This is a genomic window from Donghicola mangrovi (assembly GCF_013377535.1).
Taxonomy (GTDB): Bacteria; Pseudomonadota; Alphaproteobacteria; order Rhodobacterales; family Rhodobacteraceae; genus Donghicola; species Donghicola mangrovi.
On record NZ_JABCJE010000001.1, the window covers coordinates 514,503 to 540,936 of the forward strand.

Consider the following 26,434-nt stretch of genomic DNA (forward strand, 5'->3'; position numbering starts at 1 on the left):
ATGCAAGCGCAGCAAACCACCGTTGATGCAAACGAAGTCGCTAAATTCGAGGCGATGGCAGCAGAATGGTGGGACCCGAATGGCAAGTTCAAACCTCTGCACATGCTGAACCCCTGCCGGTTGGAATACATCACCAGCCAGATCGCGGGCGAGTTCGGGCTGGACCGGTCGGTTGCCAAACCGTTCGAAGGGCTGCGTCTGCTGGATATCGGTTGCGGGGGCGGCTTGCTGTCGGAACCCATGGCGCGTCTGGGGGCAACCGTGGTGGGCGCTGATGCGGCAGAACGGAACCTGCCCGTAGCCCGCATTCACGCCGAGCAGTCGGGGCTGGAAATCGACTATCGCCACACCACCGCCGAAGCGATGGCCGCCGCGGGCGAGCAATTCGATGTGGTTCTGAACATGGAAGTTGTCGAGCATGTGGCCGACCCTCAGGCCTATCTGGATGCCTGCCAGCAACTGCTGAAACCGGGTGGGCTGATGATCTGCTCGACGATAAACCGGAACGCCAAAAGCTTTGCCATGGCGATTGTCGGCGCGGAATATGTGATGCGCTGGCTGCCCAAGGGCACCCACGAGTGGAACAAGTTCATCACGCCGGACGAACTCTGCGCGCTGATTTCCAAGGCAGGCCTGACCCCCGTGGACCGCACCGGATTTGTGTTCAACCCGATTACCTGGGGATGGAGCCTGTCCTCGCGCGATCTGAGTGTGAACTACGTGACCGCCAGCACCAAACCCTCGTGATCGTGGCGCGGGCTGGATTTTGAGTACTTAGAGCAAAAAGAAACCTACTGGTTTTCTTCGAGACGAAGCCGGAGTTCGCGCAAGGTCGGTAGGGCCGCGCGGACTTTTTCGTCGCCGAGGGCGCTGACGACTTCTTGGATCATCGGGGTGATCGCTTCGAGCGCGAGGTCGCGGGCGCGTTTGCCGGCGGGGCTGATGGCGACCATCTTGCGGCGGGCGTCGTCCCAGTCGGGGCGGATGTGCACATAGCCGGCCCATTCCAGACGGTTCAGCGTGTTGGTCATTGCGCCGCGGGTCACGTGAAAGGATTTCGCCAGTTGCGCGGGGGTGCGTTCTTCGCCCGAAAAAGCGAGGTGGTTCAGGACCGAGAAGTGCGAAATCTCCATCCCTTTGGGCAGCACTTTGGACAGGCGGTTGCGGGCCAGCTGGTCTACGGTCAGGATTTCGCTGAACAGGGTCACTGCCAGCGCGCTGTTTTTATCGATCGCCATCCGGTCTTTCGCGTTTACTCAAAAAAGGACCGCTATAGGGGCGGTCGTGGTCAAGGGCAGAAATGCGCGTCCGGCTATCTGCCACTTCTTCGAGGTCCAGATCAACATAGGTGATGGTTGGTATATCCTGCGCCGATGCGGCAATTCGGCCCCAAGGATCAATCGCAAGGCTGTATCCATAGGTCGAACGAGGCTTTTCGGTCCTTATTTTGTGGGCTCCGCATTGGGCCGGGGCCAGCACCCAGGCTCCGCATTCGATGGACCGCGCCCGCAGCAAAGTTTCCCAATGGGCCGCACCGGTGACTGGCGAAAACGCCGCCGGAACCGTGATGATCTGTGCGCCAGCCTTGGCCAGATCGCGAAACAGGTGAGGGAAGCGAACATCGTAGCAGATGGTCATGCCTACGGTGCCAAAGGGGGTTTCGGCCAGAACAGCGCGATCCCCGGGACGGTAGCCTGCAGATTCCCGATAGCTTTCGGTGTCAGAAACCTGCACGTCGAACATGTGGATTTTGTCATACTGCGCGGCGATCGCGCCCGTTGGATCGATCAGGAAAGACCGGTTGGCAAAGCGGCCGTCCGGATCGTGGGTTTTCAGCGACAAGGACCCGATCAGCAGCCAAATCCCGTGTTGCGCCGCTGCTTCGCGCAGGCCAGCCAGCGTCGGATCGTCGTCCTGATGGCGCAACACCCGCAATTGGTGATCGCGAGAGGTGGAAACACAATTGCTGACCTCGGGGGTCAGGACAAATCCGGCGCCGCCTTGAACAGCCTCGGCGATCCGGTCCTGCAACATCGACAGGTTCTCTGCCGGATCGTCAGAGGACGTGATCTGAAGCAGCGCCGCCCGCATCACTCGGCCAACAGCGCGTCAAGCTTGCCCGCGCGGTCCAGCGCGTACAGGTCATCGCAGCCGCCCACATGGGTTTCGCCGATGAAAATCTGGGGCACGGTGTGGCGGCCATGGGCACGATCCATCATCTCGGGTCGGCGGTCGGGCTGCTCGTACAGGTCGATCTCGGTATAGGCCGCGCCCTTCTGGTTCAGCAGGCGCTTGGCCGCGTGGCAGAACCCACAGAGCGGCGATGTGTAGATTTCGATGGGCTTCATGACACGTTCCTTTTGTGGAATTTGTTACGCATTTAGGGCGTCTGTGCAACGCGTGCGAGGGTTACGACAGAAACTTCGCGCACCTGTGACGCCAAGAGCGCCTCTGTGCAGGCGCCAAGCGTCGCGCCAGAGGTCATCACATCGTCCACCAGCAGAACGTGCCGACCGGCGATCCTGTCCGCCCTTTGGGAGTGCACCGTGATGGCGCCGCGCAAGGCCTCGAACCGTTCGGCGCGCCCCAGCCCATCCAGCGATTCGTGCCGACCGTGCCGCGTCAGAGCATCCGGCACACACACCAGATGGCGGTGCCGCGCCAGACCCTGCGCCAGAAGCGCCGCCTGATTGTAGCGCCTGCGGAACATTCGCCGCCAGTGCAGTGGGACAGGCACCACAACCGTATCGGGCTGGATCATCGCTCGGGCTGCCATGCCCATCAGGGGGGCCATTCCGCGGGCAATATCCGTGCGGTCGCCATGCTTCATCGCCAGCACCAGTTTGCGCCCCAAGCCCTCATACATCAGCGCCGCACGCCCTTGCGACCAAGGCGGCGGGCTGGCCAGACAGGTATCACAATGCTCGCCAAAGCCCGCAGCCCCCGCCAGAGGCACCCCGCAGCCATCGCAGACCAGCCCGCCGATCACATGCACCTCGCGGCGGCACGGCCCGCACAGGGCAAAGTCCGCCCCCACCGTTTCACCGCACCCCAGACATCGGGGCGGATAGATCACCCGAAGCGCCGTTTGTATTGTCGCCAGCGCCACATTAGAAGTTTGCATATGTCGAACCCCAGATCTCTCATCGACGGGCCGGCGCGTCAGCGCCAACTGGCCCGCGCCGCCAAAAACCCGCTGCTTTTCCTGCAAGAAGCCGCTGCAGATGACCTTCAGGATCGGCTTATGCTGGTTAACAGGTCGTTTCAGGACAGTGTCGTGGTCAGCGACTGGCCTCAACTATGGGCGGACCGCCTGCCCGAAGCCCGCGTCATCGCCCCCACGCCCACGCTGGATGTGCAGGAAAACAGCGTCGATCTGGCGATCCACGCCCTGAACCTGCACTGGACCGAAGACCCCGTGGGCCAACTGATCCAGCTGCGCCGCGCCCTGCGCCCCGACGGGTTGCTGATTGCGTCGCTGTTCGGTGGCCAGACCCTGACCGAACTGCGCATGGCCATGAGCGAGGCCGAATCGCGCGTCACTGGCGGCCTGTCCCCCCGCGTGCTGCCGATGGGGGATATCCGCGACCTTGGCGGGCTGCTGCAGCGCGCAGGCTTTGCCCTGCCGGTCAGCGACACCTTCCGCATCAAAGTCCGCTACGACAACGCCATCGCCCTGATGCGCGAGCTGCGGATGATGGGCGAAGGGAATGCTCTGAACGACCGCCTGCGCCAGCCCACCCGCCGCGCCGTCCTGTTCGAAGCCGCACGCATCTATGCCGAAAACTTTGCCGATGCCGACGGGCGCATCCCCGCGACCTTCGAGTTCTGCATCCTGACCGGTTGGGCCCCCGCCGACAGCCAACCCCAGCCCTTGCGGCCCGGCAGTGCGGCCGCCCGTCTGGCCGACGCCCTGAACACCACAGAAACGAAGCTCGACGATTGACCACGGGGGCATCCCCCTTATCTCCAACCGCAAAGAAATAACAAACGATTGGAACGACGCCATGCTGGACGCCAAATGCCCCGCCCATGCCCCCGCTGATCACCCCAAAGTGCCTCAGCCCAAAGTCGGCATCCTGCTGGCCAACCTCGGCACGCCGGATGGCACCGACTACTGGTCCATGCGCCGCTACCTGAACGAATTCCTGTCGGACCGCCGCGTAATCGACTACTCGCCGCTGTTCTGGCAGCCCCTGCTGCAACTGGTGATCCTGTCCACCCGCCCCAAGAAATCCGGCGCGGCCTACGCCTCGATCTGGAACAACGAGGCAAACGAATCCCCCCTCATGACCATCACCAAGGACCAAACAGCCGCCATCAAAGCGGACCTCGAGGCCCAGTATGGCGACAACGTCATGGTCGAGTTCTGCATGCGCTACGGCAACCCCTCGACCAACTCTGTCGTCCGCAAGATGGTCGAGGCCGGCTGCACCAAAATCCTGTTCTTCCCGCTCTACCCTCAATACGCAGGCGCCACCTCGGCCACGGCGAACGACCAGTTCTTCCGCGCCCTGATGAAGGAAAAATGGCAGCCCACCGCCCGCGTCGTGGACCCCTATTTCGCGCACCCCCTCTATATCGAGGCTCTGGCCCAATCCATCGAGGCCGCCTACGCCAAACTGGACAAAAAGCCTGACGTGTTGGTCTGCTCCTACCACGGCCTACCGAAGCGCTATCTGGTCAAAGAAGGCGACCCCTATCACTGCCAATGCCAGAAAACGACGCGCCTCCTGAAAGAGCGCCTTGGTTGGGCCGACACCGAAATCACCACAACCTTCCAATCGCGCTTCGGCCCCGAAGAGTGGCTCCAGCCCTACACGGTAGAAGAGGTCGCGCGTCTGGCCGAAGCTGGCAAAACCAACATCGCCGTATGTGCGCCTGCCTTCTCGGCGGACTGCATCGAAACTCTGGAAGAAATCAACGAAGAGATCCGCGAATCGTTCGAACACGCGGGCGGGCATGACTTTACCTACATCCCCTGCCTGAACGACGATCCGGCACATATCCGCGCCCTAACCGCGATCATCCGCGAAAACCTCGGGGGCTGGCTCTAAGCCCCCTTCTTCTTCGGTAAAATACTCTGGGGAGTGAATTGGGGCCCCGCCCCAAGAGAGGGGCAAAGCCCCTCTACCCTATCCGGAAAATGAAAAAGGCGGTGGTTGCCCACCGCCTTTTCCTTTGTACTGATTAGCTCGAAATTACTTCGAAGCTGCGGCAACCAGAACGGCAACCAGGATCAGCGGAACAATCAGACCTGCCGACGACGACGAGGTGGTTGCTTCTTCCACGACCACGGGAGCTTCGATTACGGGCTCTGCCAGCGAACCAGCGAAAGCAGTCGAAGCGGATGCTGCCAGAGCGGCGGCCAGAACGAGTTTCTTCATAGTATCCTCCAGTATAAGCTTGCCACTGCGGTTTATTGAGGACAGCGACAAGCACCCAAGACTTACCTCGTAGGAATTTTCTAACCAGCTATCATTGGCAAATGCAAACTTAACTTGTGGGAGGATTCAATGAGTTCCCTACGATGTCGTCAAATTAGCAACACTTGGGTTCCAACCTTGGTCAATTCGTACAACTGCGCGATGTGTTCGTTGTACAAACCGATGCATCCGTTGGACGACCGGCGGCCAATCTTACGAGTGTCGTGGGTCCCGTGGATTCGGTAGAACTGCCAGCTCAGGTACAAAGCGTGGGTTCCCAGAGGGTTATCCGGACCTGCGGGGATGAAATCCGGCCATTCGGGGTTCCGTTCTTTCATCGCGGGGGTCGGCGACCAAGTGGGGCCATCGACCTTGCGGATAATCTCGGTGCGGCCGCGGCGGGTCAGGTCATCGGTCAGCGGAACACTGGTCGGGAACAGCTTGTAGACGCTCTGGTCTTCCGACCAGAAATGCAGCGCCCGGCTATCGATATCGACCAGAATCGCGCCGTTGGTGGTGTTGCTGAAATAGGGGCGCCAATCCAGCGTACGGAAGCTGGAAATGTTGCGACGAACACCCTGTTCGATGGACCCTTCCAGCTCGAACGTGTTGTTCATCTGCGACCCGCTTTGCGCCAAAGCAGGTGCGGCCAATGCGGCAACGCCACCGGCGATCCCGCTCGCCAGAAAACCGCGGCGGGAGAGACCCGTCACCTTACGATCAGCCATGTGTTCCTCCGGATGATCTGAAATCCACAAATTTGCTTATATCTATGGTGGAAATGCCGCAGTCGCAAATCAAACCGCAGTAAACTCCAAGAGATTAACGAACTGTGGGTTTGAAACCGCATACCCCTTTGGGTAAGGCATGGGGAAACAAACGAGGGGCCCGCATGTTCCGCCTACTACCTATTCTACTCAGTTTCCTGGTCGCTCTGTCGGCTTGTGCTCCGGCACCGGCTCCCGCCAGACTTGGCCCTGATGGCAAACCGCTGCCCCGCATGTATCGAATCAGCTCCGCTGACGAGGCACGCATCCAGTACGGCATCCTCGACTCGGTGAACGCGCTGCGCGCTGCCGCCCACGAGGCCCCGGTTGTTCTGGACCCCCGCCTGAACGCAGCAGCGGCGACCCATTCGCGTGACATGGCGGTCCAGAACCGTCCGTGGCACTTCGGCTCTGACGGTTCTTCGCCGATCGACCGTGTTCGCCGCGTTGGCTACGGCGGACACCTTGTGGGTGAGCTGATCTCTGAAACCTACGAGACCGAGACCGAAACCCTGGCCGCATGGGCCGAGGATCCGGTGACTCGCAAGGTTCTGATGTCCAAAGACGCCACCGAAATCGGCTTTGCCTGGTTCCAGGAGAACAACGGCAAGATCTGGTGGACCATGGAGCTTGGCGCTCCGGCACGTTTCTCGGACCCGAGCTAATCGGGTCCGACGCTTCCTTTAGGGATAGATCGAGATCGGGGTGCCATCGCGAACCATCGCGTAAATCATCTCGATCTCTTTGTCCGTGACCGCGATGCAGCCAGCGGTCCAGTCATCCCCCCAGCTGCGATAGGGTGCGGGACGCCCGTGAATAAAGATGTCACCGCCCGGCCTCTTCCCCTGTGACAACGCAAATTCCACATCCTGTTCATTGGGATAGCTGACCCCCAGTGACAGATGGAACTTGCTGTTCGGGTTGCGGCGGTTGATCTGATAGAGGCCCTCGGGGGTTTTGCCGTCGCCCTCGAACTGCTTGTGGCCCACGGGGTTACCACCCAAGTGGATGTCATAGGCCGTCAGCACCTTGTCGAAGTGCATCAGATACATTTTGCGCTGGCCCTTATAGACCAGAATCTGGGTGACGGCCGGCCCGCGATAGGTCTTGAACTTGCCACTGCTACAGGCGGCCACACCCACCAAAAGCAAGACGCACAGCGCCAGCTTTAAAAAACGCATTTCACACTACCCTTATGTGTCTCAATGCAACGGGCCATACATGATTCATGCCAAAGGGCACAGTGGGCCAGACCCGACTCAGGGTTTTTGTGAACGCATCTCGTCGAGTTTGCGATCAATGGCATCCAGACGGGCCAAAACCTCTTCTCGGTGGTCGTCGGTTGCGCGAACCTTATCCTCGGAATGGGCGTCTTGCATCGAGTTCACGATCAGACCCACCAGCAGGTTCACCACGGCAAAGGTGGTCAGCAGAATGAACGGGACAAAGAACACCCACGCATAGGGGTAGACCTCCATCACGGGGCGGACGATGCCCATGGACCAGCTTTCCAGCGTCATGATCTGGAACAGCGAATAGGCGCTGCGCCCCATCGTCCCGAACCACTGGGGGAAGCTTTCTCCGAACACGGTCGTGGCAATCACGGACCCGATGTAGAACAGGATCGCCATCAGGAAAAAGACGCTGCCCATGCCCGGCAGCGCGCGGACCAACCCTTCGACCACGCGGCGCAGGCGCGGAAAGACCGAGATCACGCGCAGCACCCGCAGGATACGCAGCGCCCGCAGGGCCGACACAGAATGACCGCCCGGCACCATGGCGCACCCGACAATCACCGCGTCAAAGATATTCCAGCCGTTCCGGAAAAACCGTCCGCCATGGGCATAGAGCTTGGCCAGAAGCTCGATGATAAAGATCGACAGGCACACCCCGTCGATCAATCGGATCAGCCAGCCAAAATGGGACATGACGGTTTCAGATGTCTCTAGCCCCAGCACCAAGGCGTTGACCAGAATCACGACTACGATCCCGTTGCGCACCGAAGGGCGCTGCAACCAGACGGCCAGAGTATCTTTCATCCGTATGTCCTGTTTTTGTTAGCCTTTCTCGGGTCGATCGAACCGAGCCGCTAGTTCCACATGGGAAGACCAACGGAACTGGTCAACGACCTGCACCCAATTCAGGCGATATCCTGCCTTAACCAGAACGGCCGCATCGCGGGCGAATGTAACGGGATTGCAGCTGACATAGGCAATAACGGGGATTTTGGTCTGCGCGATCTCGGCCACCTGCGCCTGAGCGCCCGCACGCGGGGGGTCCAGCACCACGGCGTCCAGCTTTTGCATGTCCGAGGCGATGACAGGGTTGCGGAACAGATCGCGTACCTCGGCCTTCATCTTTTTCAGGCCCTTGGCGTTGCGCCAGCCCAAATCCAGCGCCTTGATCATCTCGGGCACGCCCTCCAGCGCCCATACCTCGGCTTTGCGAGCCAGGGGCAGGCTGAACGTCCCGCAACCGGCAAAGAAGTCCGCAACGTGGTCAGCGTCGCCCACAGCCTCTAGGACGGCGGCACGCAGGGTATCCTCGCCATGGCGGGTGGCCTGCAGGAACGAACCCGCGGGCGGGACAACGGTGATGCCATCAAAGTCCTGCGCGGGGGGGTGACGCAGGGCAACAGTCTCATCCTCCCACGCGAGGCGCGACAGGCCCAAGCGTTCGGCCAGAGGGCCCAGTTCCATGCGCAGCTTGTCGTCCAGCGTTTTGCCACCGGTGACGGACACATCCAGCTTGTTCAGGGTCAGGGTGATGGTGACGCTCAACTCGCCCTTGCGGCTGCCACCGACCTTGACCAGCTCGGTCACGATCGACCGTGCGTCCAACAGCGCGGGGTCCAGCAGGGTGCAGCCGTCGATTTCCACGATCTGGTCAGATTCGCGCACGTGGAAGCCGACCTGAGCCCCCGATTTCGTGCGGCGTGCTGAAAACACAGCGCGGCGGCGGGATGCGGGCGGGCTTGTTTCGATGCTGCGAATGGGGGCGTCCAGCCCGTGGGCCTTGAGCGCGGTTTCCACCACGCCGACCTTCCACTGGGCCACGAATGCATCGCTGGCGTGCTGCAAACTGCACCCTCCGCAACGCTTGAAGCGTGGACAGGGCGCCTTGACGCGATCCGCGCTGGGTTCGACGATGCGGGCGTTTTCCAGATGCTCGCCGTTCAGATCGCCTTCGACGCGCTCTCCGGGCAGGGTTAGGGGCACGTAGACGGGACCGGCGGCGATACCGTCCCCATGAAGTCCCAGTCGTTCGATCACAATCTCGGTCACGGGCGCGCTCCTTTTTGGCTGGCTGTTTGGCAGGCAACTACCTGCTTCGACAGCCAAGGCCAAGCGCGTTCCCGTCTATGCGGGGTCCAAGCGCGCGTGAACGTCCACCGCGCGCAACTGACGCAGATCCTTGCGATAGGCCCGCGCAGCCATGACGAGTGACCGAAAGATCCGGCGCTGACGCCGCGCATAGATCAGATGCTCGGGGTGCCACTGAACCCCGAGGGCAAAGGGTTCGCGCACGCTCTCGATCGCTTGGATCATTCCGCCGGTGTCACGGGCGGCCACGCGCAGGCCTCGGCCTAGACGGTCCACCGCTTGGGTATGCAAGGAATTCACGGTCATCGGCTGCAGGCCCGCAATGCGGGACAGACGGGTGTTGTCGTCGATCCAGATTTCCTTGCGCGGCAGGATGGTGCGGATTTTCCGACTGCTCCGGTACACGCCATAGGCATCCTGGTGCAGGGTGCCGCCACGGGCCACGTTGATCATCTGGCTGCCACGGCAAATCCCCAGAACCGGCATCCCGCGATCATGGGTTTCCTCGACAAGGCCACGCTCTAGCGCGTCGCGTTCAGGGTCCAGACGGGCCGAGGCGACGATCTGGCCACCGTAGATATCGGGCGAAATGTCGTCGCCCCCGCCAATGATCACGCCATCCACGGCGTCCAGATCGGCAGGACGGCCCGCGCCCCAGCGCACAGCCTTGCCCCCCGCGAACCAGACGTTCAGGGCGACCAAAGGAAAGATGCGCCAGCCAGAGCGATTAGAAGTGGTCACAGCAATCACAGGGCGTGTCATCCTGCCCCCCGTGCCAATCCATAATCTGCCAGAATGTCACCACAACGCTCGGCCCAGGGCTGACGCGACAGAGTGATCATACCGTGGCTGTCCAGCCAAGCATCGGCCAGTTCCTCGACGATCTGGGGGCGGCTGGCGATCTGTTCGACCAGCAGCCAGCGATCCCACTCATCCGCCAGCGACCACGATTCCTCGTCCAGGCGGCTGTCGGGCAGGCGGAAGTGATAGGTCGGGCGGCCGTTGATCTCGGAAACCTTGTCGGCGCCGATGGCCTCTTCCAATTCGGTGGGCCACAGGGCTTTCATCACAGGCAGCATATCAAGGCCGCGGTTCCGGTCCGCGCAATGGCGGGTGTAAGTTTCAACCAGCGATTTGGCTGACGGTTCGACCCCAAGCAGGATCAGCTCTTCGACCAGCGCGGTGGGATAGGGATCGGTCCAAGGCAACACCGTGCGCGACGGATCAATGGGCAGCGCAACGCGCATCCAGTCCTCGATCAGCGCATAGGCCAGAAGGGGGCGCAGCACGTCGGCGGGGGAATGCCCTTCAACCTCGATGTTCAGGTGAACGCCAAAGCCGTAGTACCAACCGTCGCCGCTGCCCTTGGCCCCTGCATCGCGCAGGGCGTTCAGCGCGCGGTCCAGCACCGGCAACTGATCAAAAGCCAAGGGGTCGGTGACCAGCTCAACAGGGATCACTTCGCGGCCCAGTTTCAGGCCCACGTCACGCAGCACGGACTTCTCGGCAGTGCGGTAAACGGTATCCAGATAGACTTGTATGTCGCCAATCTCGGAGCCGCGCACCAGCCAGTCGTTATCGACCGTGCATTCCGCCGAACCACCAAGGGTTTCGACCAGCACTTTGGCTGCCTGCTCTTCGGTCAGATCAGCAAATTCAACTTCGACACCGATGTGTCGTTCCGCACCTTGGACAGTCACAGGCGCGGGCAGTTTTTGGAATTGTAATGTCATGTTTCGCCCTCGCATATCGGGAAACCCAACATGCGAAGGACCGAATTCGTTCCATGACAGTCTGTCGCAGCCTTAGCCTGCGCGGGTTTCAGCCTCGATCTGAGCGCGGGACTTGCGTTCACGCTCGGTCGCGGACTTCAGCTGACCGCAGGCGGCCATGATATCCTCGCCGCGGGGGGTGCGGATGGGGCTGGCGTAACCGGCCTTGTAAATGATGTCGGCGAATGCCTCGATCCGCTCCCAATCGGAACGCTGATAGGGGGAGCCGGGCCACTCGTTGAACGGGATCAGGTTGATCTTGGCAGGGATGCCCTTGATCAGTTTGACCAGACGGCGCGCATCCGCATCGGTGTCGTTCACGTCCTTGAGCATCACGTATTCAAAGGTGATCCGCTCGGAGTTCGACAGCTTGGGATAGGCGCGCAGAGCGTCCAGGAGTTCCTTGATATTCCAACGCTTGTTGATCGGAACCAGCTTGTCGCGGGTCTCGTCCTCGGTCGCGTGGAAGCTGACGGCCAGCATACAGCCGATCTCTTCGGCGCATTTGGCGATCTCGGGGACAACGCCACTGGTGGACAGGGTGATGCGGCGGCGCGACAGGCTGATGCCTTCGCCATCCATGGCGATCTTCATCGCGTTCCGCACGTTGTCAAAGTTATAGAGGGGCTCGCCCATGCCCATCAGAACCACGTTCGACAACAGACGCGGGCCGTTGTCGCCGGTGCCCACACCGGGTTCGGGCCATTCGCCAAGGTCATCGCGCGCCATCATGATCTGACCGACGATCTCGCCTGCGGTCAGGTTGCGCACCAGTTTCTGCGTGCCGGTGTGGCAGAACGAACAGGTCAGGGTACAGCCTACCTGAGAGCTGACACACAGCGTGCCGCGATCGGTTTCGGGGATGTACACCACCTCGACCTCGTGGCCGCCTGCAATGCGCACCAGATACTTGCGGGTGCCATCCATCGACACCTGCTTGCTGACCATCTCGGGGATTTCGATGACAAAGCTGTCCTCGAGCTGCTGACGGTACCCTTTGGCAAGGTTGGTCATCAGGCCGAAATCGCGCACGCCCCACTGATAGACCCACTGCCAGATCTGGTTCACACGCATTTTCGCCTGTTTTTCAGGGGTCCCCATCGCCAGAAGCGCATCACGCAGCTGGTCGCGGGTCAGGCCAACGATGTTGGTCTTGCCGCCCTCGGGCAGCTTGCGGGGAATGGTCAGAACGTCTTGGGTGATCGGTGCAGTGGCCGTCATTGCGCTAATCCTTTGGGCTGAGGGCGCCTTTTAGCGGATTCGTTACGAAAACACAAAAGGAACCGAACACGCCTGTGTCCGGCCCCTGTCATAGCAGTTATGCGCTGCGGCAAACCTTACTGTTTGCAGCGGGTCGCAGCGTCGTCCACAGCGGCTGTAAAACCGGTGAGCGAGAAAGTGTCCTTGGTCTGGGTGCCACGGCCCGAGATGCCGGTGACCACAGCGTTGGCGCCGCGCTTCATGGCGCCGACCAGCTTGTCGTCCTCGGCCTGGCTGGACAGCCACGCCCATTCACCCTGAACAAACATTTCGAACTTCGATCCGCCCACGTCCACAGTCACGGTGGAGCCGTCGCGGAACGGATAGCCACCGGTGAAAGCCACCTGCTGGCGCACGTTCTGCGAGGGACGGAAGAATACCATCAACTGGATTTCACCACGGGTCGCGTTCACTTCGCGGCCATCGCGGGTATTCACGGTTTCCTTGGGAATCGAAACAGCCCAACACTCGGTCGGGTTCTCGCCCATGAAAACGTTCCAGTCCTCTTTTACGGCAACCTGATTGTTCGAAACCTGCTGCGCCATCGCGCCGGTAGCACACACAGCAAATAGCGCCCCGACAACACCACGCGCAAAGAATGATTTCATACGTCCAGCCTCCAAGCTGACTAGCCTCTTACCTTCGGTCTATCCCACACAGAAAGCGGAATCTTTCCACGAGGATACCGTTTGCATCTCGACGCCGGGACTGTAGCTTAAAACATCCTAAAGGATAAAGCCCCCACGGCGGCTTTCCGCCGTCACCAAACGGAGTCGTGAAAATGAACAATCCGGTGCCCTTAGCCGAGCTGTGGCGCGGTGATATTCTGGAAAGCACCCATTTCGGCCATGCGGTGATCTGCGACGGCGCGGGCCAGATCGTTCAGGCATGGGGCGATCCCGATGCCATCATCTATCCTCGCAGCTCGGCCAAGATGATTCAGGCCCTGCCCCTGATCGAATCCGGGGCGGCCGATGCGGTTGGATTGGGGACCGAGCAACTGGCTTTGGCCTGCGCCTCCCACCAAGGGGAACACCAGCACACCGACCGCGTGGCGGCATGGCTGGACGCGATCGGCATGGGGGAATCGGACCTGCGCTGCGGGGTGCAGGTGCCCAACGATCCAATCGTGCGCCGCGAACTCCGTGAAACCGGCACCTGCGCGTGCCAGCTGCATAACAACTGCTCGGGCAAACACACCGGCTTCCTGACCCTGAACCGCCATCTCGGCGGGCACAACGAATATGTCGAAGCTGACCACCCCGTCCAGCTGGCCTGTCGCGATGCGTTCGAAGGCGTTACAGGCATGGAAAGTCCCGGTTACGGGATCGACGGATGCTCTGCCCCGAACTTCGCAACCTCGGTCCACGGGTTGGCGCGGGCGATGGGCAACTTTGCCTCGGCCCACACCCGCAGCGACACGCGCAGTCGCGCTCAGGCCCGCCTGACCGACGCAATGATCGCCCACCCGAACCTGATCGCTGGAACGGGCCGCGCCTGCACCGAACTCATGGGCGCCATGAAGGGCCGCGCTGCAATCAAAACCGGCGCCGAAGCGGTCTTCGTCGCAATCCTGCCGGAACAGCAACTGGGCATCGCGCTCAAGGTGATCGACGGAGGCACCCGCGGATCGGAATGCGCGATCACAGCGCTTCTGGTGAAACTAGGATTGCTAGAGGCCGATCACCCAGCGGTCCTGAACCGCATGAACAAAGTCCAAAAGAACTGGCGCGTGCTGGAAACGGGCATTCTCCGCCCCGCAGCGGACCTGCTTTAGGGCAAAGCGCCCCTGTGCTTCTTCTTGCGAAAAATACTCCCCCGCCGGAGACGTTCCGTCCTGGACGCCAAAGCCTCCGGCGGGGGTATTTGAACCAAAATGAAGGCTGCGGTCACAAAGAAAACTGCGTGCGGCCTTGGCCGCACACCGCTGGATTACGTCTTGAAGTCAAAGAAGCCTTCGCCAGCCCGGGATAGCAGACGGGCGGCGATATCGGCACCCAGTTTGGCGGCCTCAGCGGCGGGGGCGCTGCCTTCTTCGGTCAGGCTTTCCGAACCATCCGGGCGCAGGATTTCGGCGCGCAGGTGAACGGTGCCGTCTTTCAGCTCCGCGAGGCCAGCAATCGGGGTCTCGCACGAGCCATCCAAGGCGGCCAGAAGCGTGCGTTCTGCCGCCATCAGCACGGCCGTGTCCGCGTGGTGGATTGCGGCCAACAGGTGGGCGGCCATCTGGTCGTCTTCGCGGCGTTCGATGCAGATGGTGCCTTGGGCAATCGCGGGCAGCATGTCATCGGTCGAGATCGGCGCGGTTGCGACTTCGGTCATCCCCAAACGGTTCAGGCCCGCCATCGCCAGGAAAGTGCAATCGGCCACGCCTTCGGACAGCTTCTTCAGGCGGGTCTGCACGTTGCCGCGGAATTCGACGACCTTCAGGTCGGGGCGCTTGTGCAGCAGCTGCGCGCGGCGGCGCAGGCTGGAGGTGCCCACAACGGCACCGGCGGGCAGCTCTGCGATATTGGCCACGGTGGGTGACACGAACGCGTCACGGTGGTCTTCACGGGGCAGGAAGCAATCCACGATCAGGCCAGCGGGCTGCTCGACCGGCATGTCCTTGGTCGAGTGGACGGCGATGTCGATGCCGCCGGACAGCATGGCTTCTTCGATCTCTTTGGTAAACAGGCCCTTGTTGCCGATCTCTTTCAGCGGGCGGTCCGCGTCGATCATGGCGCGGTTGTCACCGGTGGTTTTGATCACCACCACCTCGAATGCCTCTTCGGGCAGATCAAAGGCCGCCATCAGTCGGGCGCGGGTTTCATAGGCTTGCGCCAGCGCGAGCGGGCTGCCTCGGGTGCCGATTTTCAGCGGCTGATCGGGAGAAGGAAGCATCTGTGTCATGGCGCAATCGATAGACTGCCCTTGATACCCAAAGCAAGCGCGATACGTCGCGCCCTGCCCCCGAGACCTTGACACAGGGTCGCAGAACATGGACCAACCGTTCAAAGAGATCAGAGGACATCATGGCCGAAACGAAACTGCTGCTGCGTGCCCTGTCGGGCGAGACCCTGCCCACACCGCCGATCTGGATGATGCGCCAAGCGGGCCGTTACCTGCCCGAATACCGCGCCACCCGTGCCGAAGCAGGCGATTTCCTGTCCCTGTGCTATAACAGCGATCTGGCGACCGAAGTGACCCTGCAGCCCATCCGCCGCTATGGTTTCGACGCTGCGATCCTGTTCGCCGACATTCTGCTGATCCCCGATGCGCTTGGCGCTGATCTGTGGTTCGTGACCGGCGAAGGCCCGCGTCTGTCCACCATCACAACCGAAGAAGATTTCGCAAAGCTTAAAGGCGCGGACGACATTCACGACCATCTGGCCCCCGTGTACCAGACCGTCAGCAATCTGGCCTCGGCTCTGCCCGAAGAGGTTGCGCTGATCGGTTTCGCTGGCGCCCCCTGGACCGTGGCGACCTATATGATCGCAGGCCGCGGCACCCCCGATCAGGGCCCTGCACACAAGCTGATGCAGGAAAATAACCCTCTGTTCGAGGCGCTGATCGACCGTCTGACGGAGTCCACCATCGAATACCTGTCGGCCCAGATCCGCGCTGGTGCCGAATGCGTCAAGCTGTTCGACAGCTGGGCCGGTTCGCTGAAAAGCGAGGCTTTTACCAAATACGCCGTTGCCCCCGCCAAGAAAATCATCAGCGAAATCAAGGACCGTCACCCCGGTGTGCCCGTCATCGCCTTCCCGCGTGAGGCGGGCGAAGGTTACGTCGGTTTCGCCAAGGAAACCGGTGCGAACTGCGTGGCACTGGACAACTCGGTCACGCCGGAATGGGCGACCGAGCATGTGCAGGTCGATAGCTGCGTGCAGGGCAACCTTGCGTCCTCGCACATGGTGACCGGTGGTCAGGCGCTGGTGGACGAAACCCGCCACATCGTGCAGGCGTTCAAGAACGGCCCGCACATCTTTAACCTTGGGCACGGGATCACACCGGATGCGAACCCCGACAACGTCCAGCTGATGATCGACACCGTTCGCGAAGGCTAAGGCTTTGAGCGCGCCGATCCTGATTGCAGTGGACGGCGGAGGCACCGGTTCGCGCTATGCCATGCGGCGTGGCGCGGACGTGGTTCAGGTCGCGGGTGGCCCCGCCAATGTGACCAGCGACTTTGATGGCGCTATTACTAACCTGCTGGCAGGTCTTGGGAAACTGGGCCTGTCTGATGCGGAACTGGCGCAGGCGCGCATCTGCATGGGGCTGGCGGGCGTTCTGGATGACCGCGATGCCGCGCGGGTGGCGCAGGCCATCGCCCTGCCCCGTTTGCGCGTCGTGGACGACCGCGCGATTGCGCTGCGGGGGGCTTTTCTGACAACCGGACATGGGGCTGTGGCGGGGATCGGCACGGGCTCTTACGTGGGCGTACTGGCCGGTGGTCAGGCGCGGTTTGCGGGCGGCTGGGGATTGGCCTTGGGCGACGAGGCCAGCGGTGCGTGGCTGGGGCGCGAGGCGTTGAAGGCTGCCTTGGCGGCGACCGAAGGCGGGCTTCGCTCTGGTTTGACCGAGACCCTGTTGGCGGACGGTCCTGCGGCGATCATGCGGATGGCGGCGGGGGCGTCTGCCAATGCCTTTGGTCAGCTGGCCCCCGATGTGGTGATTGCGGCACAGGCCGGAGATTTCGTGGCGATTAACCTGCTTCGGGCAGGTGCGGCCTATCTTGAGGCCAGCTTGCGCCGTTTAGGATGGAACAAGGCCACTCCGCTGGTGCTGACCGGTGGGCTGGGGCCTGTGTATTTGGACTATCTGCCAGCCGAAATGCAGGCAGTTTTGCAGGAACCCGAGGGCAGCGCGTTGGACGGTGCCTTCCTCTATGCGGCTGAGATTACATGATTTTATCTGGCGCACGAATTTTCGACGGTGTGAAACTGCGCGAAGGGGCAAGCCTTGCCTTCCACAACGGCCGGATCGCTGGCCTGACCGAGAAAACCGGCACCAATCTGGGGGGCGGCATCCTGTGCCCCGGCTATGTGGACATTCAGGTGAACGGCGGCGGCGGCGCCATGTTCAACGAAGCCCCTACGGTCGAGACCCTGCGCCTGATGGCCGAAGCCCATGGCCGTTTGGGGGCGACCTCTATCCTGCCGACGCTGATCACCGCCCCGATCGAGACGTTTCAGGCCGCTGTCAACGCCATTGCCCAAGCCCGCACCAATGGGGTCAAAGGGATCGTCGGTTTGCACTTGGAGGGGCCGCACCTGACCCGCGCCGGAGCGCATTCCGAGGCCCTGCTGCGGCCCATGACCGACATCGACGTGGACCTGTACTGTCACGCCGCGCGGGTGGTCGGATGCCTGAAGATCACGCTGGCCCCCGAAGTGGTTTCTGACAGCCAAATCAGCAAGTTACACCAGTCTGGCGTGATCGTGGCCTTGGGTCATACCAATGCCGGATACGACCGTTGCCGCGTGGCCGCCAAGGCGGGGGCGACGGTTGTCACGCACCTCTTCAACGCCATGACCGGCCTGCATCACCGCGAGCCCGGATGTGTGGGCGCCGCGCTGGCCGATCCGCGTCTGTCGGCGGGCCTGATCGCGGACACAGAGCATGTCCACGCGGGCCTTTTGGGGATGGTCTGGCGGGCCAAGGCGGGCACCGACCGGCTGTTTCTGGTCAGTGATGCAATGGCCGTTGCGGGCACCGACCAGACCGATTTTATCCTGAACGGGCGGAAGGTTAGCCGATCAAAGGGACGGTTGACCTTGGCCGACGGGACGCTGGCGGGGGCCGATCTGAACCTCTCGGCGGCGGTGCGGAATATGGCAGCTGCGGGGGTGCCCTTGGCCGAAGCTTTGGCGATGGCCACGCGCATTCCGGCGGACATCATAGGGCGCGACGATCTGGGCCGGATCGAGATGGGCGGACCCGCCGATCTGATCCACCTGAGCGACGATTTGCACCTGCTGGGGGTCTGGCGGGGCGGCGAGAAAATCGCCTGAAACCCCGCATATGGCAGGCGTATGGGGGACGTATGGCTTGCGTCATGACGTGCCGACGCCGGAATTACGCCTGCTGCTTGCTCTCTTCGAACACTTCGAGCGCGGCGTTCAGGGCGTTGATCGCCGCCGGAAACCCGCCATAGAGGGACATCTGCCAGATGACCTCGGCGATCTCTTTTTCGGTTAACCCCGCCTTGAGGCCCCCCGCGATATTCACCTTGAGCTGGGGTCGGGTCTGACCGCCCAAAGCCGTCAGCGCCGCGATGGTCGCGATGTAGCGATCACGCAGGGGCAGACCGGGGCGGGCGTATTGGCGACCATAGGCGAAATCCACCACGCCCTCGGCCATGCCGGGCAGCAGATGCCCATAACGGGCGTCCAAGGCCGCCTCCATCCCCGGGTTCAACTGTTCGGACAGGGCGCGGCCGGTGTCGGTGGTGTCTTGGGTCATGAAAAATGCCTGTGATTTAAATAAAACGGTCCCGCATAGGGATGCAGGACCGTGTGTGACAGGCGGCGCCCGTCAAAGGCAAGTCTGGGATGCGGGTATCAGACCCACTTGGCCATGGGCGGCAGGCTCATGAGGACCGCGTTCGCGTCGTGGCCGGTTTCCAGACCGAACTTGGTGCCACGGTCGTAAACCAGATTGTATTCCGCATAGAGGCCGCGGTGGATCAGCTGGGTATCCTTGTCCGCGTCGGTCCATTCGGTATCGCGGCGCTTTTCCACCAGCGGGACATAGGCGGGCAGGAAGGCGCGGCCGATGTCTTGGGTCAGGGTGAAGTCAGCCTCCCAATCGCCGCTGCACTGGTCGTCCATAAAGATGCCGCCAACACCGCGCGCGCGCTTGCGGTGCGGGACGTAGAAATATTCGTCCGCCCACTCCTTGAGCTTGGGGTACCAGTCGGCCCCGTGCGGGTCGAGGTGCGCCTTTTGCGTGTCGTGGAAGTGCTGGGTGTCCTCGGCGTATTCGATGCAGGGGTTCAGGTCGGAGCCGCCGCCGAACCACCACGCATGGGGGGTCCAGAACATACGGGTGTTCATGTGCACCGCCGGGGCGTGGGGGTTCTGCATGTGGGCGACCAGCGAAATGCCCGAAGCCCAGAAACGCGGGTCCTCTTTCATGCCGGGGATGCCTTTGCGGGCGGCCATGGCCATTTGGGCGCGTTCGCCAAGGGTGCCGTAGACGGTCGAGATGTTGACGCCGACCTTCTCGAACACGCGGCCGCCGCGCATTACGGACATCAGGCCGCCGCCTGCGTCCGAACCATCATCGGCAGTGCGCGAGGTCGGGGTCACTTCGAAACGGCCGGCAGGGCGGTCGGAGTGGGGGCCGGTGTAGCTGTCCTCGAGTCCCTCGAAGGCGGCGACGATCTGGTCGCGCAGGTCCTTGAACCACGCGGCTGCGCGTTCGCGTTCGGTGACGAGTTCTTCGGTCATGGGCCCCTCCGTTCAATGGTGGGCACAGGGCTAGCAGGTGGACGGGGAACTGACCAGAGGGACGCGGTGCGGCCCTTTACGCAATTGTGATAGAACCATTGCGAGACAAGCAAAAAACCCCGCGTATATTGGCAATATGAACAGATTCTTTGGTCCATTTTTGTCTGCTGTATTGTGCTGTGCCGCAACCTTCTCGGGGGCGACGGTTCCTTTTGATGGCCGCTGGGAAGAATTGCGGTTCTCTCTGTTTGCCTCGAACGAATTTCTGCAACGGGGCAGTGCGGTGGATGTGGCCTCGGACGGGACGGTTTCGCTGCTGTGGCGCAAGGTGCCGGGGTATGACCGAGACACGATCCGTGCCAACTGGACGTGGGAGGTGACGGAATCGGTCCCCCCGACGGATCTGACCGTGAAGGGCGGCGATGACCGGAACCTGTCGCTGTATTTCGTTTTCATGCCCGTTGATCTGGTGGCCGAGGCTGAAAAGCAGGACATCCGCTGGATGCTGAAGCAGACCGCCGTGCGGGTGCTGATGTACACGTGGGGCGGGCTCGAGCGCGAGAAGGGCCATATCACCGCCAATCCCTATATGAACAATCAGGGGGCCACGTTCCATGTGCGCCCTGCGGGGACGGGCAAGTTTGACGAGGCGGTCGATCTGCGCGCCGATTATGCGCGGGCGTTTGGCGGCGATGCGGGGGCCTTGGTCGGGGTGGCCATTTCGGCGGACAGCGATGACACCAAGACCCATGTGCGCGCGACCCTGTCGGATTTGGTTCTGACCGGACCTGACACCAGCCCCACGAATTGACAGAATGCTGCGCTGCGGCTAAAGCTGCGGGGCCGAAAAATGTATGGCCGGTTCGGTTATCCCGGTCACTGCTCATCCGCAGGATTTAGTCGGGGCGCGCCCCGAACCCACGGCATCCAACCCAAACTGTTTTGGGGGATGCCTTTCGTTTATGTTTCCGGCTCCCCCTCTTGACCGCAAGAGGCTGCAATGCACACCAAGAAAGTTATCATCGTCGCGCAACTGTTCATCTCGGGGATGATGGCGCTGTTCATGTCCGGCGTCATGAGCGTCATCCACATGGGATTCACCGCCCAGTGGTTTGCCCAATGGGGGCCGAACTTCCTGACCGCGTGGCCGATCGCCTTTGTGGCCAGCATGGTTGTGGGGCCGATCGGCTTTGCCATGGCGCGGATCGTGCTGCGGGTCGAAGACGCGGTCTGAGCGACCTCTTGCCGGTGTGATTTGCGCGGTAGGCGTGTGGACGGTTATACAGACACCCGAGTTCCTTGGAGGCCCGTTATGATCCGTTACACCCTGCCGCTGCTGCTGGTTCTGGCCGCCTGCGCCACCCCGCGCGAGAAGTGCATCATCAATTCGGCCAAGGATCTAAGGATGCTGGACGCCCTGATTGCGGAACAGCAGCAGGTGGTGAACCGCGGCTTCCGCGTCGAGGAAGAGCTGGTGGCGAATAACAGCGTGCGGTTCTGTGCGGGCGGTGGGCGCGTGGTGTCTATGCAGCTGTGCAACAACCAGAGCCTGAAAACCCGCGAACGTCCCGTTGCCGTGGATATCCCGACCGAACAGCGCAAGTTGCAGCAACTGCTGTCGCGCCGCGATGCGCTGGCCAGTCAGACGGCGCGGGCACAAGCGATGTGCCCGGCGCAGTAATTTAAGAGCCGTGATTTAGTGGGCGGGGGCCGCCACGGTGTCCAGCAGGGTGCGCCCGCCATCCACAGTCACGATCTGACCGGTCATAAAGCTGGCCGCGTCAGAGGCGAGGAAATGCACGGCCTCGGCCACTTCGGACGGGCTGGCGATACGGCCCATGGGGGTGTGCGCCTCGATGTCCGCGCGGTAGTCGCGATGATCCTTCAGCGTGTCCTTGAGCGAGCAGCTCATGACACTGCCAAAGGCCACGGCGTTCACACGGATGCGGTGCTTGGCCAGCGCCACCGCCAAAGAGCGGGTCATCTGGTCCGCCGCCGCTGCTGCGACCGAAAAGGCCATCAGATCAGGGTGCGTGCGGGTTGCCAGAATGGACGACAGGTTGATGATGGTCCCGATAGAGTTATCCTCCTCGGTGTCATCCTCGGCCTGTTTGATGAAACGCTTGGCGATCATCTGGCTCATACGCAGGCTGGTGACCATGTTCTGCTGGAGCAGTTGCTCGACCGCGTCATCCTCGGCGCAGAGGGGGTCCGAGGTCAGGACCTGACGCGAGGCGTTTACCAGAATATCCACGCGGTCAAAGGCGTCGATGGTGGCGGACAAGAGGTTCGCCTGTGTCAGACGCTCGCGCAGGTCACCGGCAAAGAAGCGGACGTTTTCCTCTTTCTTGGCCAGATCGCCGATCTCGGCCTTGAGCTGCGTTTCGTCCATGTCAGCGAACATGACGTTCGCCCCTTGGTTGGCGAAGTGACGGCCGATTGACAGACCGATCCCGTTGGCCGCGCCGGTCACAATGGCGGTCTTGCCTGCGATCGAAAAACCCATAGCTAGAAACCCTTTGCTGGAACGGCAGGATTAACGGCGGCGCGGACGCGCGGCCTCGAGCACTTTGAAAGAACCGTCCCCGCCGATTTCCGAAACCTCGTTAAAGAAATCCGACAGAGTCGATTCATAGGGAAGGTGCCGATTTGCGACCAGCCAAAGTTTGCCGGTCTGGGACAGCATCCCGTGGGCTGCGCGGATAAACGCCTGTCCGATGGTGGGATCAGCGTCGCGGCTGGTGTGGAACGGCGGGTTCATGACCACGGCGTCCATGATCTCGGGGTGGTGCCAGCGGGTCACGTCGGCCCAGTGGAAGCGCACGCGGTCATCGCTGATGGTCTGGCGGGCGCAATCGAGGGCGTTCGCCTCGGCCTCGACCAGATGCAGGCTTTCGAGGCCGTCACGGTCCAGAATGTTCGCCGAGATATAGCCCCAACCGGCCCCAAGGTCCGCCACGCGGCGGCCCAGTTTCTGCGGCAGGGTCTGGACCAGCAGCTTGGAGGCGCGGTCCATTTTGTCAGCCGAGAACACACCGGGGGCGGTCAGGTAACCGTCGGCGTTCTTGGACGGCAGTTTGCGCCAGTCGGCAAAGGCGTCCGATGCGGCGCACCAGAAGATCTTGCCATGGGCCTTGGAGATCGGGCCCGAGACGGGGGTGCGCTTGCGCATGTCCTTGAGCACGGATTCGATGCCGTCGGTTTTGGTCCCGTCGATCACCACAGTCCCGTTCGGGGTCGCGGCCATGGCGCGGGCGATCAGGTCGCGGGCCTCGTCCTTGGCGCGGGGCAGACAGACGATCGACAGCGCGTAGGGGCCGGTTTCCTGCGTCACCACCGTGTAGCCGCGGGCGGCCAGCATGGTGTGATCGGGGGCAAAGCTCTGGATCGCCTCGACGCGGGTGCGGGGCAGTGGATCAAGCGGCGTGTCGGCACGGGGGCGGAATACCGCAATAGCGCCTTCTGCCGGCAGGGTAAGACCTGCCTCGAGCGCCAGAGAGAGTCTGATGTTTTCCATAAGCGGCAGGGCGTCGCGCCCTACTCCTTTTCCATGGTGCACTGGAGGGGGTGCTCGTGGCGGCGGGCAAAGTCCATCACCTGCGCCACCTTGGTCTCGGCGACCTCGTGGCTGAAGACGCCCACGACGGCGACACCCTTTTTGTGCACGGTCAGCATAATTTCGAAAGCCTGGGAATGGTTCATGCCAAAGAACCGCTCGAGAACGTGGACCACGAACTCCATCGGCGTGTAGTCGTCATTCAGCAGAAGAACCTTGTACATCGGCGGTCTCTGCGTCTTGCGACGGGTTTGAAGGATGACGGCTCCGTCGCCTTCATTTTGATTATCTTCTGACATCGTCCAAGGGAACTGGGTCATGGAGATGATATCATCCCTTCCGTGGCCTCTGACCGCCTTATATAGCTGGTAGTGAAAGATATTAAAGCCCCAAAGGTCGATTTGAATATGGCACATCCGGTTACCACCCTTGCTTTTGACGCCGACGATACCCTTTGGCACAACGAACGACACTTCCGCATGAGCGAGGAACGGTTCGCCGAACTGCTAAAGGATTACGCCGAACAGGACCATCTGGCCGAACGTCTACTGGCGTCCGAAAAGAAAAACGTCGGTCACTACGGATTCGGCGTGAAGGGGTTCGTGTTGTCGATGATCGAGACCGCGATCGAAGTCACCGACGAGCGCGTCCCTGCGTCGGTGATCAAAGAGCTGATCGCCTGCGGGCAAGAGTTGCTAACCTATCCGATCGAACTGATGCCCGGCGCGGGTGATGTGGTTGCGCAAATGGCCGGTCAGTACAAGCTGATCGTGGTAACCAAGGGCGATCTGTTGGACCAAGAACGCAAGCTGGCGCAATCCGGTTTGGGCGAGCTGTTCGACGGTGTCGAAATCGTCAGTGACAAAACGCCGGACATTTACCGCAGGCTATTTGTAAAATGGTCTAACGGTTCAGAGGGCGCGATGATGATCGGAAACTCGATGAAGTCCGATGTGATTCCCGCCATCGAGGCAGGGGCATGGGGTGTCTATGTACCGTCCGAGATTACTTGGGCTTTGGAACACGCCGATGCGCCTAAAGAATCCGCGAAATTCCGTGAGATTCCATCACTTGTTGAGCTTCCGGCGCTGCTGGAATCTCTGGCCTGATTCCACCAGAATCGCCGTTTGATACACACCCAAGGGGGCAAAACTTATCCACAGGGACTATATCTTGTGGGCAAAAGGATGCCGAACAACGAACAATTCGACGCCACAATTTAGAGAGTCAGACTTTATCACACGCTTACGCTGTGTTAGCCTTTCCCCAATAAAACAAAATGACTGATCGGAAAATCCGGCGGTTTGAGGCAGAACATGGCTAGAGCAGTTAAGGCACCCACACATGTGCAATGGGCCCGCTATGGGCTCGCGGTTGTTGCACTTGCATGGTTGATGGTGGTCCTTCCACTTACGGCAATGGCGGCGCCCTATGCGGCGCTCGTGATGGATGCCCGTACAGGTGAGGTGATCCACCAGGAAAACGCGGACGCACGTCTGCACCCCGCATCGCTGACCAAGATGATGACGCTATACATCGCCTTCGAGGCGATCGAGCATGGCGAGATCGGCATTGACGATCTGGTCACCATCTCGGCCAACGCTGCGAAAGAACCCCCTTCGAAATTGGGAATGAAGGCGGGCCAGAAGGTCCGTCTGCGCTATCTGATCCGCGCCGCTGCGGTGAAGTCGGCCAACGACGCCGCCACCGCGATCGGCGAGGCGATTGGCGGCTCCGAAGCGGCCTTTGCGGCCCGTATGAACCGCACCGCCAAGGCGCTGGGGATGCGGAACTCGACCTTCAAGAACGCGCACGGCCTGACCACGGCGGGGCACCTGAGCTCGGCCCGTGATATGACCATTCTGGGCCGTCACCTGCTGTTCGATTACCCTGCGTATTATTCGCTGTTCTCGCGCACCACGGTCGATGCGGGCGGCAAGACGCTGTACCATACCAACCGCCGCTTCCTGAACGATTACCCCGGCGCGGACGGGATCAAGACCGGCTACACCGTTGCCGCGGGCTTTAACCTGACGGCATCGGCTGTGCGCGGTCAGGAACGCATTCTGGTGACCGTGTTCGGTGGCACCTCGACCGCAGCGCGCAACAAGCGCGTGGCCGAACTGATGGATATGGGCTTCAAAAAGGCCCCTGCCCGCGTTGCTGTGACCCGCACCTCGCGTCCCGCCTATCAGGGCAACGCTGGCATTAGCGCGGGCCGCGCCGTGGCCGCTGCCGAGCCTGCGGCTGTGCCCGCCCCTGCCCCCAAGCGCATCATTGCGATGAAGAACAGCCTGCGTCCGCAGCCCCGTCCCCTGCCCGCCGATCCGGTGCAGATGGCTGGCCTGCAAAACGACATCGCCGCCGCCCTGGCGCTGGCCGCAAACGACGAGTTGGCCGAAGGAGATGCCGAGGAACCGGCCCCCGGAACGCTGGCCCCCAAGGCGCGCTCTTTGCCGGTTGCGGTGGATGCGGGGCCTGCGGTGGCCGCAAGCCTTGCGGCGGTCGCTCCGGTCAAACCGGCGGCACCACGGGTTGTGTCGCGCAATTCCAACGATCCCCGCGAATGGGGTATCAATGTGGGACGCTATGGCAACCGCCACCTGGCCGAACGCGCGCTGGTCACGACCGCACTCAAGGAGATCGAGACGCTGCAGGGCGCCGATCGCATGGTTGTGGTCCGCTCTACCGGGTATGACGCGAACTTCATGGGGCTGACGCGGGACACCGCGGATCTGGCCTGTAGGCGCCTTCAGGCGCGCAATATGAACTGTTTCATGGTGGGGCCCTCTTAAGGGCCCTTTCCTTTTTCCGGGGTATGCGCAAACACTGAAGCCGTTCTGGCACCAGACTTTTTGTCTGGCGCCTATTGTTTTGTTGTGTGAAATTGTTTG

At 61.7% G+C, this 26,434-nt stretch carries 32 protein-coding genes; 13 read left to right on the forward strand and 19 right to left on the reverse strand.

Annotated features, from left to right (window positions below; translation table 11 throughout):
* Nucleotides 1-747: a bifunctional 2-polyprenyl-6-hydroxyphenol methylase/3-demethylubiquinol 3-O-methyltransferase UbiG gene (gene ubiG, locus HJ536_RS02655; RefSeq protein ID WP_177156559.1), complete on the forward strand. Its 747-nt coding sequence runs from the start codon at nt 1-3 to the stop codon at nt 745-747.
* 44 nt (nt 748-791) lie between these two features.
* On the opposite strand, the gene HJ536_RS02660 is transcribed toward ubiG, so the two are convergent.
* The 4 genes from HJ536_RS02660 to HJ536_RS02675 are packed head-to-tail and all read right to left on the reverse strand — an operon-like array spanning nt 792 to nt 3,124.
* Complete coding sequence (locus HJ536_RS02660; protein WP_176852567.1) at nt 792-1,238, reverse strand: MarR family winged helix-turn-helix transcriptional regulator; 447 nt, start codon at nt 1,236-1,238, stop codon at nt 792-794.
* Entirely contained in the window at nt 1,225-2,091 is an 867-nt protein-coding gene (locus tag HJ536_RS02665) for a carbon-nitrogen hydrolase family protein (protein WP_177156560.1), read from the reverse strand. The genes HJ536_RS02660 and HJ536_RS02665 overlap by 14 nt, the downstream gene beginning before the upstream one ends.
* Nucleotides 2,091-2,348, reverse strand: coding sequence for a glutaredoxin 3 (gene grxC, locus HJ536_RS02670; RefSeq protein WP_176852565.1), 258 nt, complete (start codon nt 2,346-2,348; stop codon nt 2,091-2,093). The genes HJ536_RS02665 and grxC overlap by 1 nt, the downstream gene beginning before the upstream one ends.
* 32 nt (nt 2,349-2,380) lie before the next feature.
* Complete coding sequence (locus tag HJ536_RS02675) at nt 2,381-3,124, reverse strand: ComF family protein (RefSeq protein ID WP_177156561.1); 744 nt, start codon at nt 3,122-3,124, stop codon at nt 2,381-2,383.
* Between HJ536_RS02675 and HJ536_RS02680 the strand changes: the two genes are divergently transcribed.
* Both HJ536_RS02680 and hemH read left to right on the forward strand, forming a co-directional pair.
* On the forward strand, nt 3,125-3,946 hold the full coding sequence (locus HJ536_RS02680; RefSeq protein WP_177156562.1) for a methyltransferase domain-containing protein: 822 nt from the start codon (nt 3,125-3,127) through the stop codon (nt 3,944-3,946).
* A 61-nt stretch (nt 3,947-4,007) separates the two neighbouring features.
* The gene (gene hemH / locus HJ536_RS02685; RefSeq protein WP_177156563.1) at nt 4,008-5,057 is read left to right on the forward strand and encodes a ferrochelatase; all 1,050 of its coding nucleotides are present in this window, start codon (nt 4,008-4,010) and stop codon (nt 5,055-5,057) included.
* Between the two features lie 144 nt (nt 5,058-5,201).
* On the opposite strand, the gene HJ536_RS02690 is transcribed toward hemH, so the two are convergent.
* On the reverse strand, nt 5,202-5,387 hold the full coding sequence (locus HJ536_RS02690) for a hypothetical protein (protein ID WP_176852561.1): 186 nt from the start codon (nt 5,385-5,387) through the stop codon (nt 5,202-5,204).
* A 149-nt stretch (nt 5,388-5,536) separates the two neighbouring features.
* Nucleotides 5,537-6,154, reverse strand: a complete 618-nt coding sequence (locus HJ536_RS02695) for a L,D-transpeptidase (RefSeq protein WP_176852560.1) — start codon at nt 6,152-6,154, stop codon at nt 5,537-5,539.
* Nucleotides 6,155-6,318: 164 nt separating this feature from the next.
* Here HJ536_RS02695 and dalA point away from each other — a divergent pair, with 164 nt between their 5' ends.
* The gene (gene dalA / locus HJ536_RS02700) at nt 6,319-6,858 is read left to right on the forward strand and encodes a divisome-associated lipoprotein DalA (RefSeq protein ID WP_176852559.1); all 540 of its coding nucleotides are present in this window, start codon (nt 6,319-6,321) and stop codon (nt 6,856-6,858) included.
* 18 nt (nt 6,859-6,876) lie between these two features.
* Here dalA and HJ536_RS02705 read toward each other — a convergent pair whose 3' ends face one another.
* From HJ536_RS02705 to HJ536_RS02735, 7 genes are all read right to left on the reverse strand, one after another.
* Nucleotides 6,877-7,374: a L,D-transpeptidase family protein gene (locus HJ536_RS02705; protein WP_177156564.1), complete on the reverse strand. Its 498-nt coding sequence runs from the start codon at nt 7,372-7,374 to the stop codon at nt 6,877-6,879.
* A gap of 78 nt (nt 7,375-7,452) precedes the next feature.
* The gene (locus HJ536_RS02710) at nt 7,453-8,232 is read right to left on the reverse strand and encodes an ion transporter (RefSeq protein ID WP_176852557.1); all 780 of its coding nucleotides are present in this window, start codon (nt 8,230-8,232) and stop codon (nt 7,453-7,455) included.
* A gap of 18 nt (nt 8,233-8,250) precedes the next feature.
* Nucleotides 8,251-9,477 carry a class I SAM-dependent RNA methyltransferase gene (locus HJ536_RS02715; RefSeq protein ID WP_177156565.1) on the reverse strand — a complete coding sequence of 409 codons (1,227 nt, stop codon included), beginning with the start codon at nt 9,475-9,477 and terminating at the stop codon, nt 8,251-8,253.
* A 75-nt stretch (nt 9,478-9,552) separates the two neighbouring features.
* Nucleotides 9,553-10,278 carry a gamma-glutamyl-gamma-aminobutyrate hydrolase family protein gene (locus HJ536_RS02720; RefSeq protein WP_177156566.1) on the reverse strand — a complete coding sequence of 242 codons (726 nt, stop codon included), beginning with the start codon at nt 10,276-10,278 and terminating at the stop codon, nt 9,553-9,555.
* Complete coding sequence (locus HJ536_RS02725; RefSeq protein WP_177156567.1) at nt 10,275-11,249, reverse strand: amidoligase family protein; 975 nt, start codon at nt 11,247-11,249, stop codon at nt 10,275-10,277. The genes HJ536_RS02720 and HJ536_RS02725 overlap by 4 nt, the downstream gene beginning before the upstream one ends.
* Before the next feature lie 72 nt (nt 11,250-11,321).
* Nucleotides 11,322-12,509 carry a dual-specificity RNA methyltransferase RlmN gene (rlmN, locus tag HJ536_RS02730; RefSeq protein WP_176852553.1) on the reverse strand — a complete coding sequence of 396 codons (1,188 nt, stop codon included), beginning with the start codon at nt 12,507-12,509 and terminating at the stop codon, nt 11,322-11,324.
* 116 nt (nt 12,510-12,625) lie between these two features.
* Complete coding sequence (locus HJ536_RS02735) at nt 12,626-13,156, reverse strand: invasion associated locus B family protein (protein ID WP_176852552.1); 531 nt, start codon at nt 13,154-13,156, stop codon at nt 12,626-12,628.
* 173 nt (nt 13,157-13,329) lie between these two features.
* On the opposite strand from HJ536_RS02735, the gene HJ536_RS02740 reads away from it, so the two are divergent.
* The gene (locus tag HJ536_RS02740; RefSeq protein WP_177156568.1) at nt 13,330-14,325 is read left to right on the forward strand and encodes an asparaginase; all 996 of its coding nucleotides are present in this window, start codon (nt 13,330-13,332) and stop codon (nt 14,323-14,325) included.
* A 155-nt stretch (nt 14,326-14,480) separates the two neighbouring features.
* On the opposite strand, the gene hemC is transcribed toward HJ536_RS02740, so the two are convergent.
* On the reverse strand, nt 14,481-15,440 hold the full coding sequence (gene hemC / locus HJ536_RS02745; RefSeq protein WP_177156569.1) for a hydroxymethylbilane synthase: 960 nt from the start codon (nt 15,438-15,440) through the stop codon (nt 14,481-14,483).
* Nucleotides 15,441-15,562: 122 nt separating this feature from the next.
* Between hemC and hemE the strand changes: the two genes are divergently transcribed.
* From hemE to nagA, 3 genes are read left to right on the forward strand one after another with little or no spacing between them, the layout of a single operon-like run.
* Complete coding sequence (gene hemE, locus HJ536_RS02750; protein WP_177156570.1) at nt 15,563-16,597, forward strand: uroporphyrinogen decarboxylase; 1,035 nt, start codon at nt 15,563-15,565, stop codon at nt 16,595-16,597.
* 4 nt (nt 16,598-16,601) lie between these two features.
* Nucleotides 16,602-17,438, forward strand: a complete 837-nt coding sequence (locus tag HJ536_RS02755; RefSeq protein WP_177156571.1) for a glucosamine kinase nucleotide-binding domain-containing protein — start codon at nt 16,602-16,604, stop codon at nt 17,436-17,438.
* Complete coding sequence (nagA, locus tag HJ536_RS02760; RefSeq protein WP_177156572.1) at nt 17,435-18,544, forward strand: N-acetylglucosamine-6-phosphate deacetylase; 1,110 nt, start codon at nt 17,435-17,437, stop codon at nt 18,542-18,544. Before HJ536_RS02755 ends, nagA begins: the two co-directional genes overlap by 4 nt.
* 64 nt (nt 18,545-18,608) lie before the next feature.
* Here the strand turns inward: nagA and HJ536_RS02765 are convergent, their stop codons facing one another.
* Both HJ536_RS02765 and hemF read right to left on the reverse strand, forming a co-directional pair.
* A complete protein-coding gene (locus tag HJ536_RS02765) occupies nt 18,609-18,995 on the reverse strand; it encodes a carboxymuconolactone decarboxylase family protein (protein WP_176852546.1) in 387 nt (128 codons plus the stop codon).
* A gap of 98 nt (nt 18,996-19,093) precedes the next feature.
* On the reverse strand, nt 19,094-19,984 hold the full coding sequence (gene hemF, locus HJ536_RS02770) for an oxygen-dependent coproporphyrinogen oxidase (protein ID WP_177156573.1): 891 nt from the start codon (nt 19,982-19,984) through the stop codon (nt 19,094-19,096).
* Between the two features lie 160 nt (nt 19,985-20,144).
* Here hemF and HJ536_RS02775 point away from each other — a divergent pair, with 160 nt between their 5' ends.
* The 3 genes from HJ536_RS02775 (at nt 20,145) to HJ536_RS02785 (ending at nt 21,665) form a co-directional block, all read left to right on the forward strand.
* The gene (locus HJ536_RS02775; protein WP_177156574.1) at nt 20,145-20,795 is read left to right on the forward strand and encodes a DUF3047 domain-containing protein; all 651 of its coding nucleotides are present in this window, start codon (nt 20,145-20,147) and stop codon (nt 20,793-20,795) included.
* 189 nt (nt 20,796-20,984) lie between these two features.
* The gene (locus HJ536_RS02780) at nt 20,985-21,218 is read left to right on the forward strand and encodes a DUF2798 domain-containing protein (protein WP_176852543.1); all 234 of its coding nucleotides are present in this window, start codon (nt 20,985-20,987) and stop codon (nt 21,216-21,218) included.
* 78 nt (nt 21,219-21,296) lie between these two features.
* Nucleotides 21,297-21,665, forward strand: coding sequence for a hypothetical protein (locus HJ536_RS02785; RefSeq protein ID WP_177156575.1), 369 nt, complete (start codon nt 21,297-21,299; stop codon nt 21,663-21,665).
* Nucleotides 21,666-21,680: 15 nt separating this feature from the next.
* On the opposite strand, the gene HJ536_RS02790 is transcribed toward HJ536_RS02785, so the two are convergent.
* The 3 genes from HJ536_RS02790 to clpS are packed head-to-tail and all read right to left on the reverse strand — an operon-like array spanning nt 21,681 to nt 23,839.
* Entirely contained in the window at nt 21,681-22,490 is an 810-nt protein-coding gene (locus tag HJ536_RS02790; protein ID WP_177156576.1) for an SDR family NAD(P)-dependent oxidoreductase, read from the reverse strand.
* A 30-nt stretch (nt 22,491-22,520) separates the two neighbouring features.
* A complete protein-coding gene (locus HJ536_RS02795; protein WP_177156577.1) occupies nt 22,521-23,501 on the reverse strand; it encodes a class I SAM-dependent methyltransferase in 981 nt (326 codons plus the stop codon).
* 20 nt (nt 23,502-23,521) lie between these two features.
* A complete protein-coding gene (clpS, locus tag HJ536_RS02800; protein ID WP_420811078.1) occupies nt 23,522-23,839 on the reverse strand; it encodes an ATP-dependent Clp protease adapter ClpS in 318 nt (105 codons plus the stop codon).
* Between the two features lie 108 nt (nt 23,840-23,947).
* Between clpS and HJ536_RS02805 the strand changes: the two genes are divergently transcribed.
* A complete protein-coding gene (locus HJ536_RS02805) occupies nt 23,948-24,649 on the forward strand; it encodes an HAD family hydrolase (protein WP_177156578.1) in 702 nt (233 codons plus the stop codon).
* A 207-nt stretch (nt 24,650-24,856) separates the two neighbouring features.
* Nucleotides 24,857-26,335, forward strand: coding sequence for a D-alanyl-D-alanine carboxypeptidase family protein (locus HJ536_RS02810; protein WP_420811074.1), 1,479 nt, complete (start codon nt 24,857-24,859; stop codon nt 26,333-26,335).
* The last annotated feature ends 99 nt before the right edge of the window (nt 26,336-26,434 follow it).

What these genes read in the sequence shown, in the direction of transcription:
- ubiG (WP_177156559.1), top strand. Translation starts at nt 1, where the DNA reads ATGCAAGCGCAGCAAACCACCGTTGATGCAAACGAAGTCGCTAAATTC.
- HJ536_RS02660 (WP_176852567.1), bottom strand. Translation starts at nt 1,238, where the DNA reads ATGGCGATCGATAAAAACAGCGCGCTGGCAGTGACCCTGTTCAGCGAA.
- HJ536_RS02665 (WP_177156560.1), bottom strand. Translation starts at nt 2,091, where the DNA reads ATGCGGGCGGCGCTGCTTCAGATCACGTCCTCTGACGATCCGGCAGAG.
- grxC (WP_176852565.1), bottom strand. Translation starts at nt 2,348, where the DNA reads ATGAAGCCCATCGAAATCTACACATCGCCGCTCTGTGGGTTCTGCCAC.
- HJ536_RS02675 (WP_177156561.1), bottom strand. Translation starts at nt 3,124, where the DNA reads ATGCAAACTTCTAATGTGGCGCTGGCGACAATACAAACGGCGCTTCGG.
- HJ536_RS02680 (WP_177156562.1), top strand. Translation starts at nt 3,125, where the DNA reads ATGTCGAACCCCAGATCTCTCATCGACGGGCCGGCGCGTCAGCGCCAA.
- hemH (WP_177156563.1), top strand. Translation starts at nt 4,008, where the DNA reads ATGCTGGACGCCAAATGCCCCGCCCATGCCCCCGCTGATCACCCCAAA.
- HJ536_RS02690 (WP_176852561.1), bottom strand. Translation starts at nt 5,387, where the DNA reads ATGAAGAAACTCGTTCTGGCCGCCGCTCTGGCAGCATCCGCTTCGACT.
- HJ536_RS02695 (WP_176852560.1), bottom strand. Translation starts at nt 6,154, where the DNA reads ATGGCTGATCGTAAGGTGACGGGTCTCTCCCGCCGCGGTTTTCTGGCG.
- dalA (WP_176852559.1), top strand. Translation starts at nt 6,319, where the DNA reads ATGTTCCGCCTACTACCTATTCTACTCAGTTTCCTGGTCGCTCTGTCG.
- HJ536_RS02705 (WP_177156564.1), bottom strand. Translation starts at nt 7,374, where the DNA reads ATGCGTTTTTTAAAGCTGGCGCTGTGCGTCTTGCTTTTGGTGGGTGTG.
- HJ536_RS02710 (WP_176852557.1), bottom strand. Translation starts at nt 8,232, where the DNA reads ATGAAAGATACTCTGGCCGTCTGGTTGCAGCGCCCTTCGGTGCGCAAC.
- HJ536_RS02720 (WP_177156566.1), bottom strand. Translation starts at nt 10,278, where the DNA reads ATGACACGCCCTGTGATTGCTGTGACCACTTCTAATCGCTCTGGCTGG.
- HJ536_RS02725 (WP_177156567.1), bottom strand. Translation starts at nt 11,249, where the DNA reads ATGACATTACAATTCCAAAAACTGCCCGCGCCTGTGACTGTCCAAGGT.
- rlmN (WP_176852553.1), bottom strand. Translation starts at nt 12,509, where the DNA reads ATGACGGCCACTGCACCGATCACCCAAGACGTTCTGACCATTCCCCGC.
- HJ536_RS02735 (WP_176852552.1), bottom strand. Translation starts at nt 13,156, where the DNA reads ATGAAATCATTCTTTGCGCGTGGTGTTGTCGGGGCGCTATTTGCTGTG.
- HJ536_RS02740 (WP_177156568.1), top strand. Translation starts at nt 13,330, where the DNA reads ATGAACAATCCGGTGCCCTTAGCCGAGCTGTGGCGCGGTGATATTCTG.
- hemC (WP_177156569.1), bottom strand. Translation starts at nt 15,440, where the DNA reads ATGACACAGATGCTTCCTTCTCCCGATCAGCCGCTGAAAATCGGCACC.
- hemE (WP_177156570.1), top strand. Translation starts at nt 15,563, where the DNA reads ATGGCCGAAACGAAACTGCTGCTGCGTGCCCTGTCGGGCGAGACCCTG.
- nagA (WP_177156572.1), top strand. Translation starts at nt 17,435, where the DNA reads ATGATTTTATCTGGCGCACGAATTTTCGACGGTGTGAAACTGCGCGAA.
- HJ536_RS02765 (WP_176852546.1), bottom strand. Translation starts at nt 18,995, where the DNA reads ATGACCCAAGACACCACCGACACCGGCCGCGCCCTGTCCGAACAGTTG.
- hemF (WP_177156573.1), bottom strand. Translation starts at nt 19,984, where the DNA reads ATGACCGAAGAACTCGTCACCGAACGCGAACGCGCAGCCGCGTGGTTC.
- HJ536_RS02780 (WP_176852543.1), top strand. Translation starts at nt 20,985, where the DNA reads ATGCACACCAAGAAAGTTATCATCGTCGCGCAACTGTTCATCTCGGGG.
- HJ536_RS02785 (WP_177156575.1), top strand. Translation starts at nt 21,297, where the DNA reads ATGATCCGTTACACCCTGCCGCTGCTGCTGGTTCTGGCCGCCTGCGCC.
- HJ536_RS02790 (WP_177156576.1), bottom strand. Translation starts at nt 22,490, where the DNA reads ATGGGTTTTTCGATCGCAGGCAAGACCGCCATTGTGACCGGCGCGGCC.
- HJ536_RS02795 (WP_177156577.1), bottom strand. Translation starts at nt 23,501, where the DNA reads ATGGAAAACATCAGACTCTCTCTGGCGCTCGAGGCAGGTCTTACCCTG.
- clpS (WP_420811078.1), bottom strand. Translation starts at nt 23,839, where the DNA reads ATGTCAGAAGATAATCAAAATGAAGGCGACGGAGCCGTCATCCTTCAA.
- HJ536_RS02805 (WP_177156578.1), top strand. Translation starts at nt 23,948, where the DNA reads ATGGCACATCCGGTTACCACCCTTGCTTTTGACGCCGACGATACCCTT.
- HJ536_RS02810 (WP_420811074.1), top strand. Translation starts at nt 24,857, where the DNA reads ATGGCTAGAGCAGTTAAGGCACCCACACATGTGCAATGGGCCCGCTAT.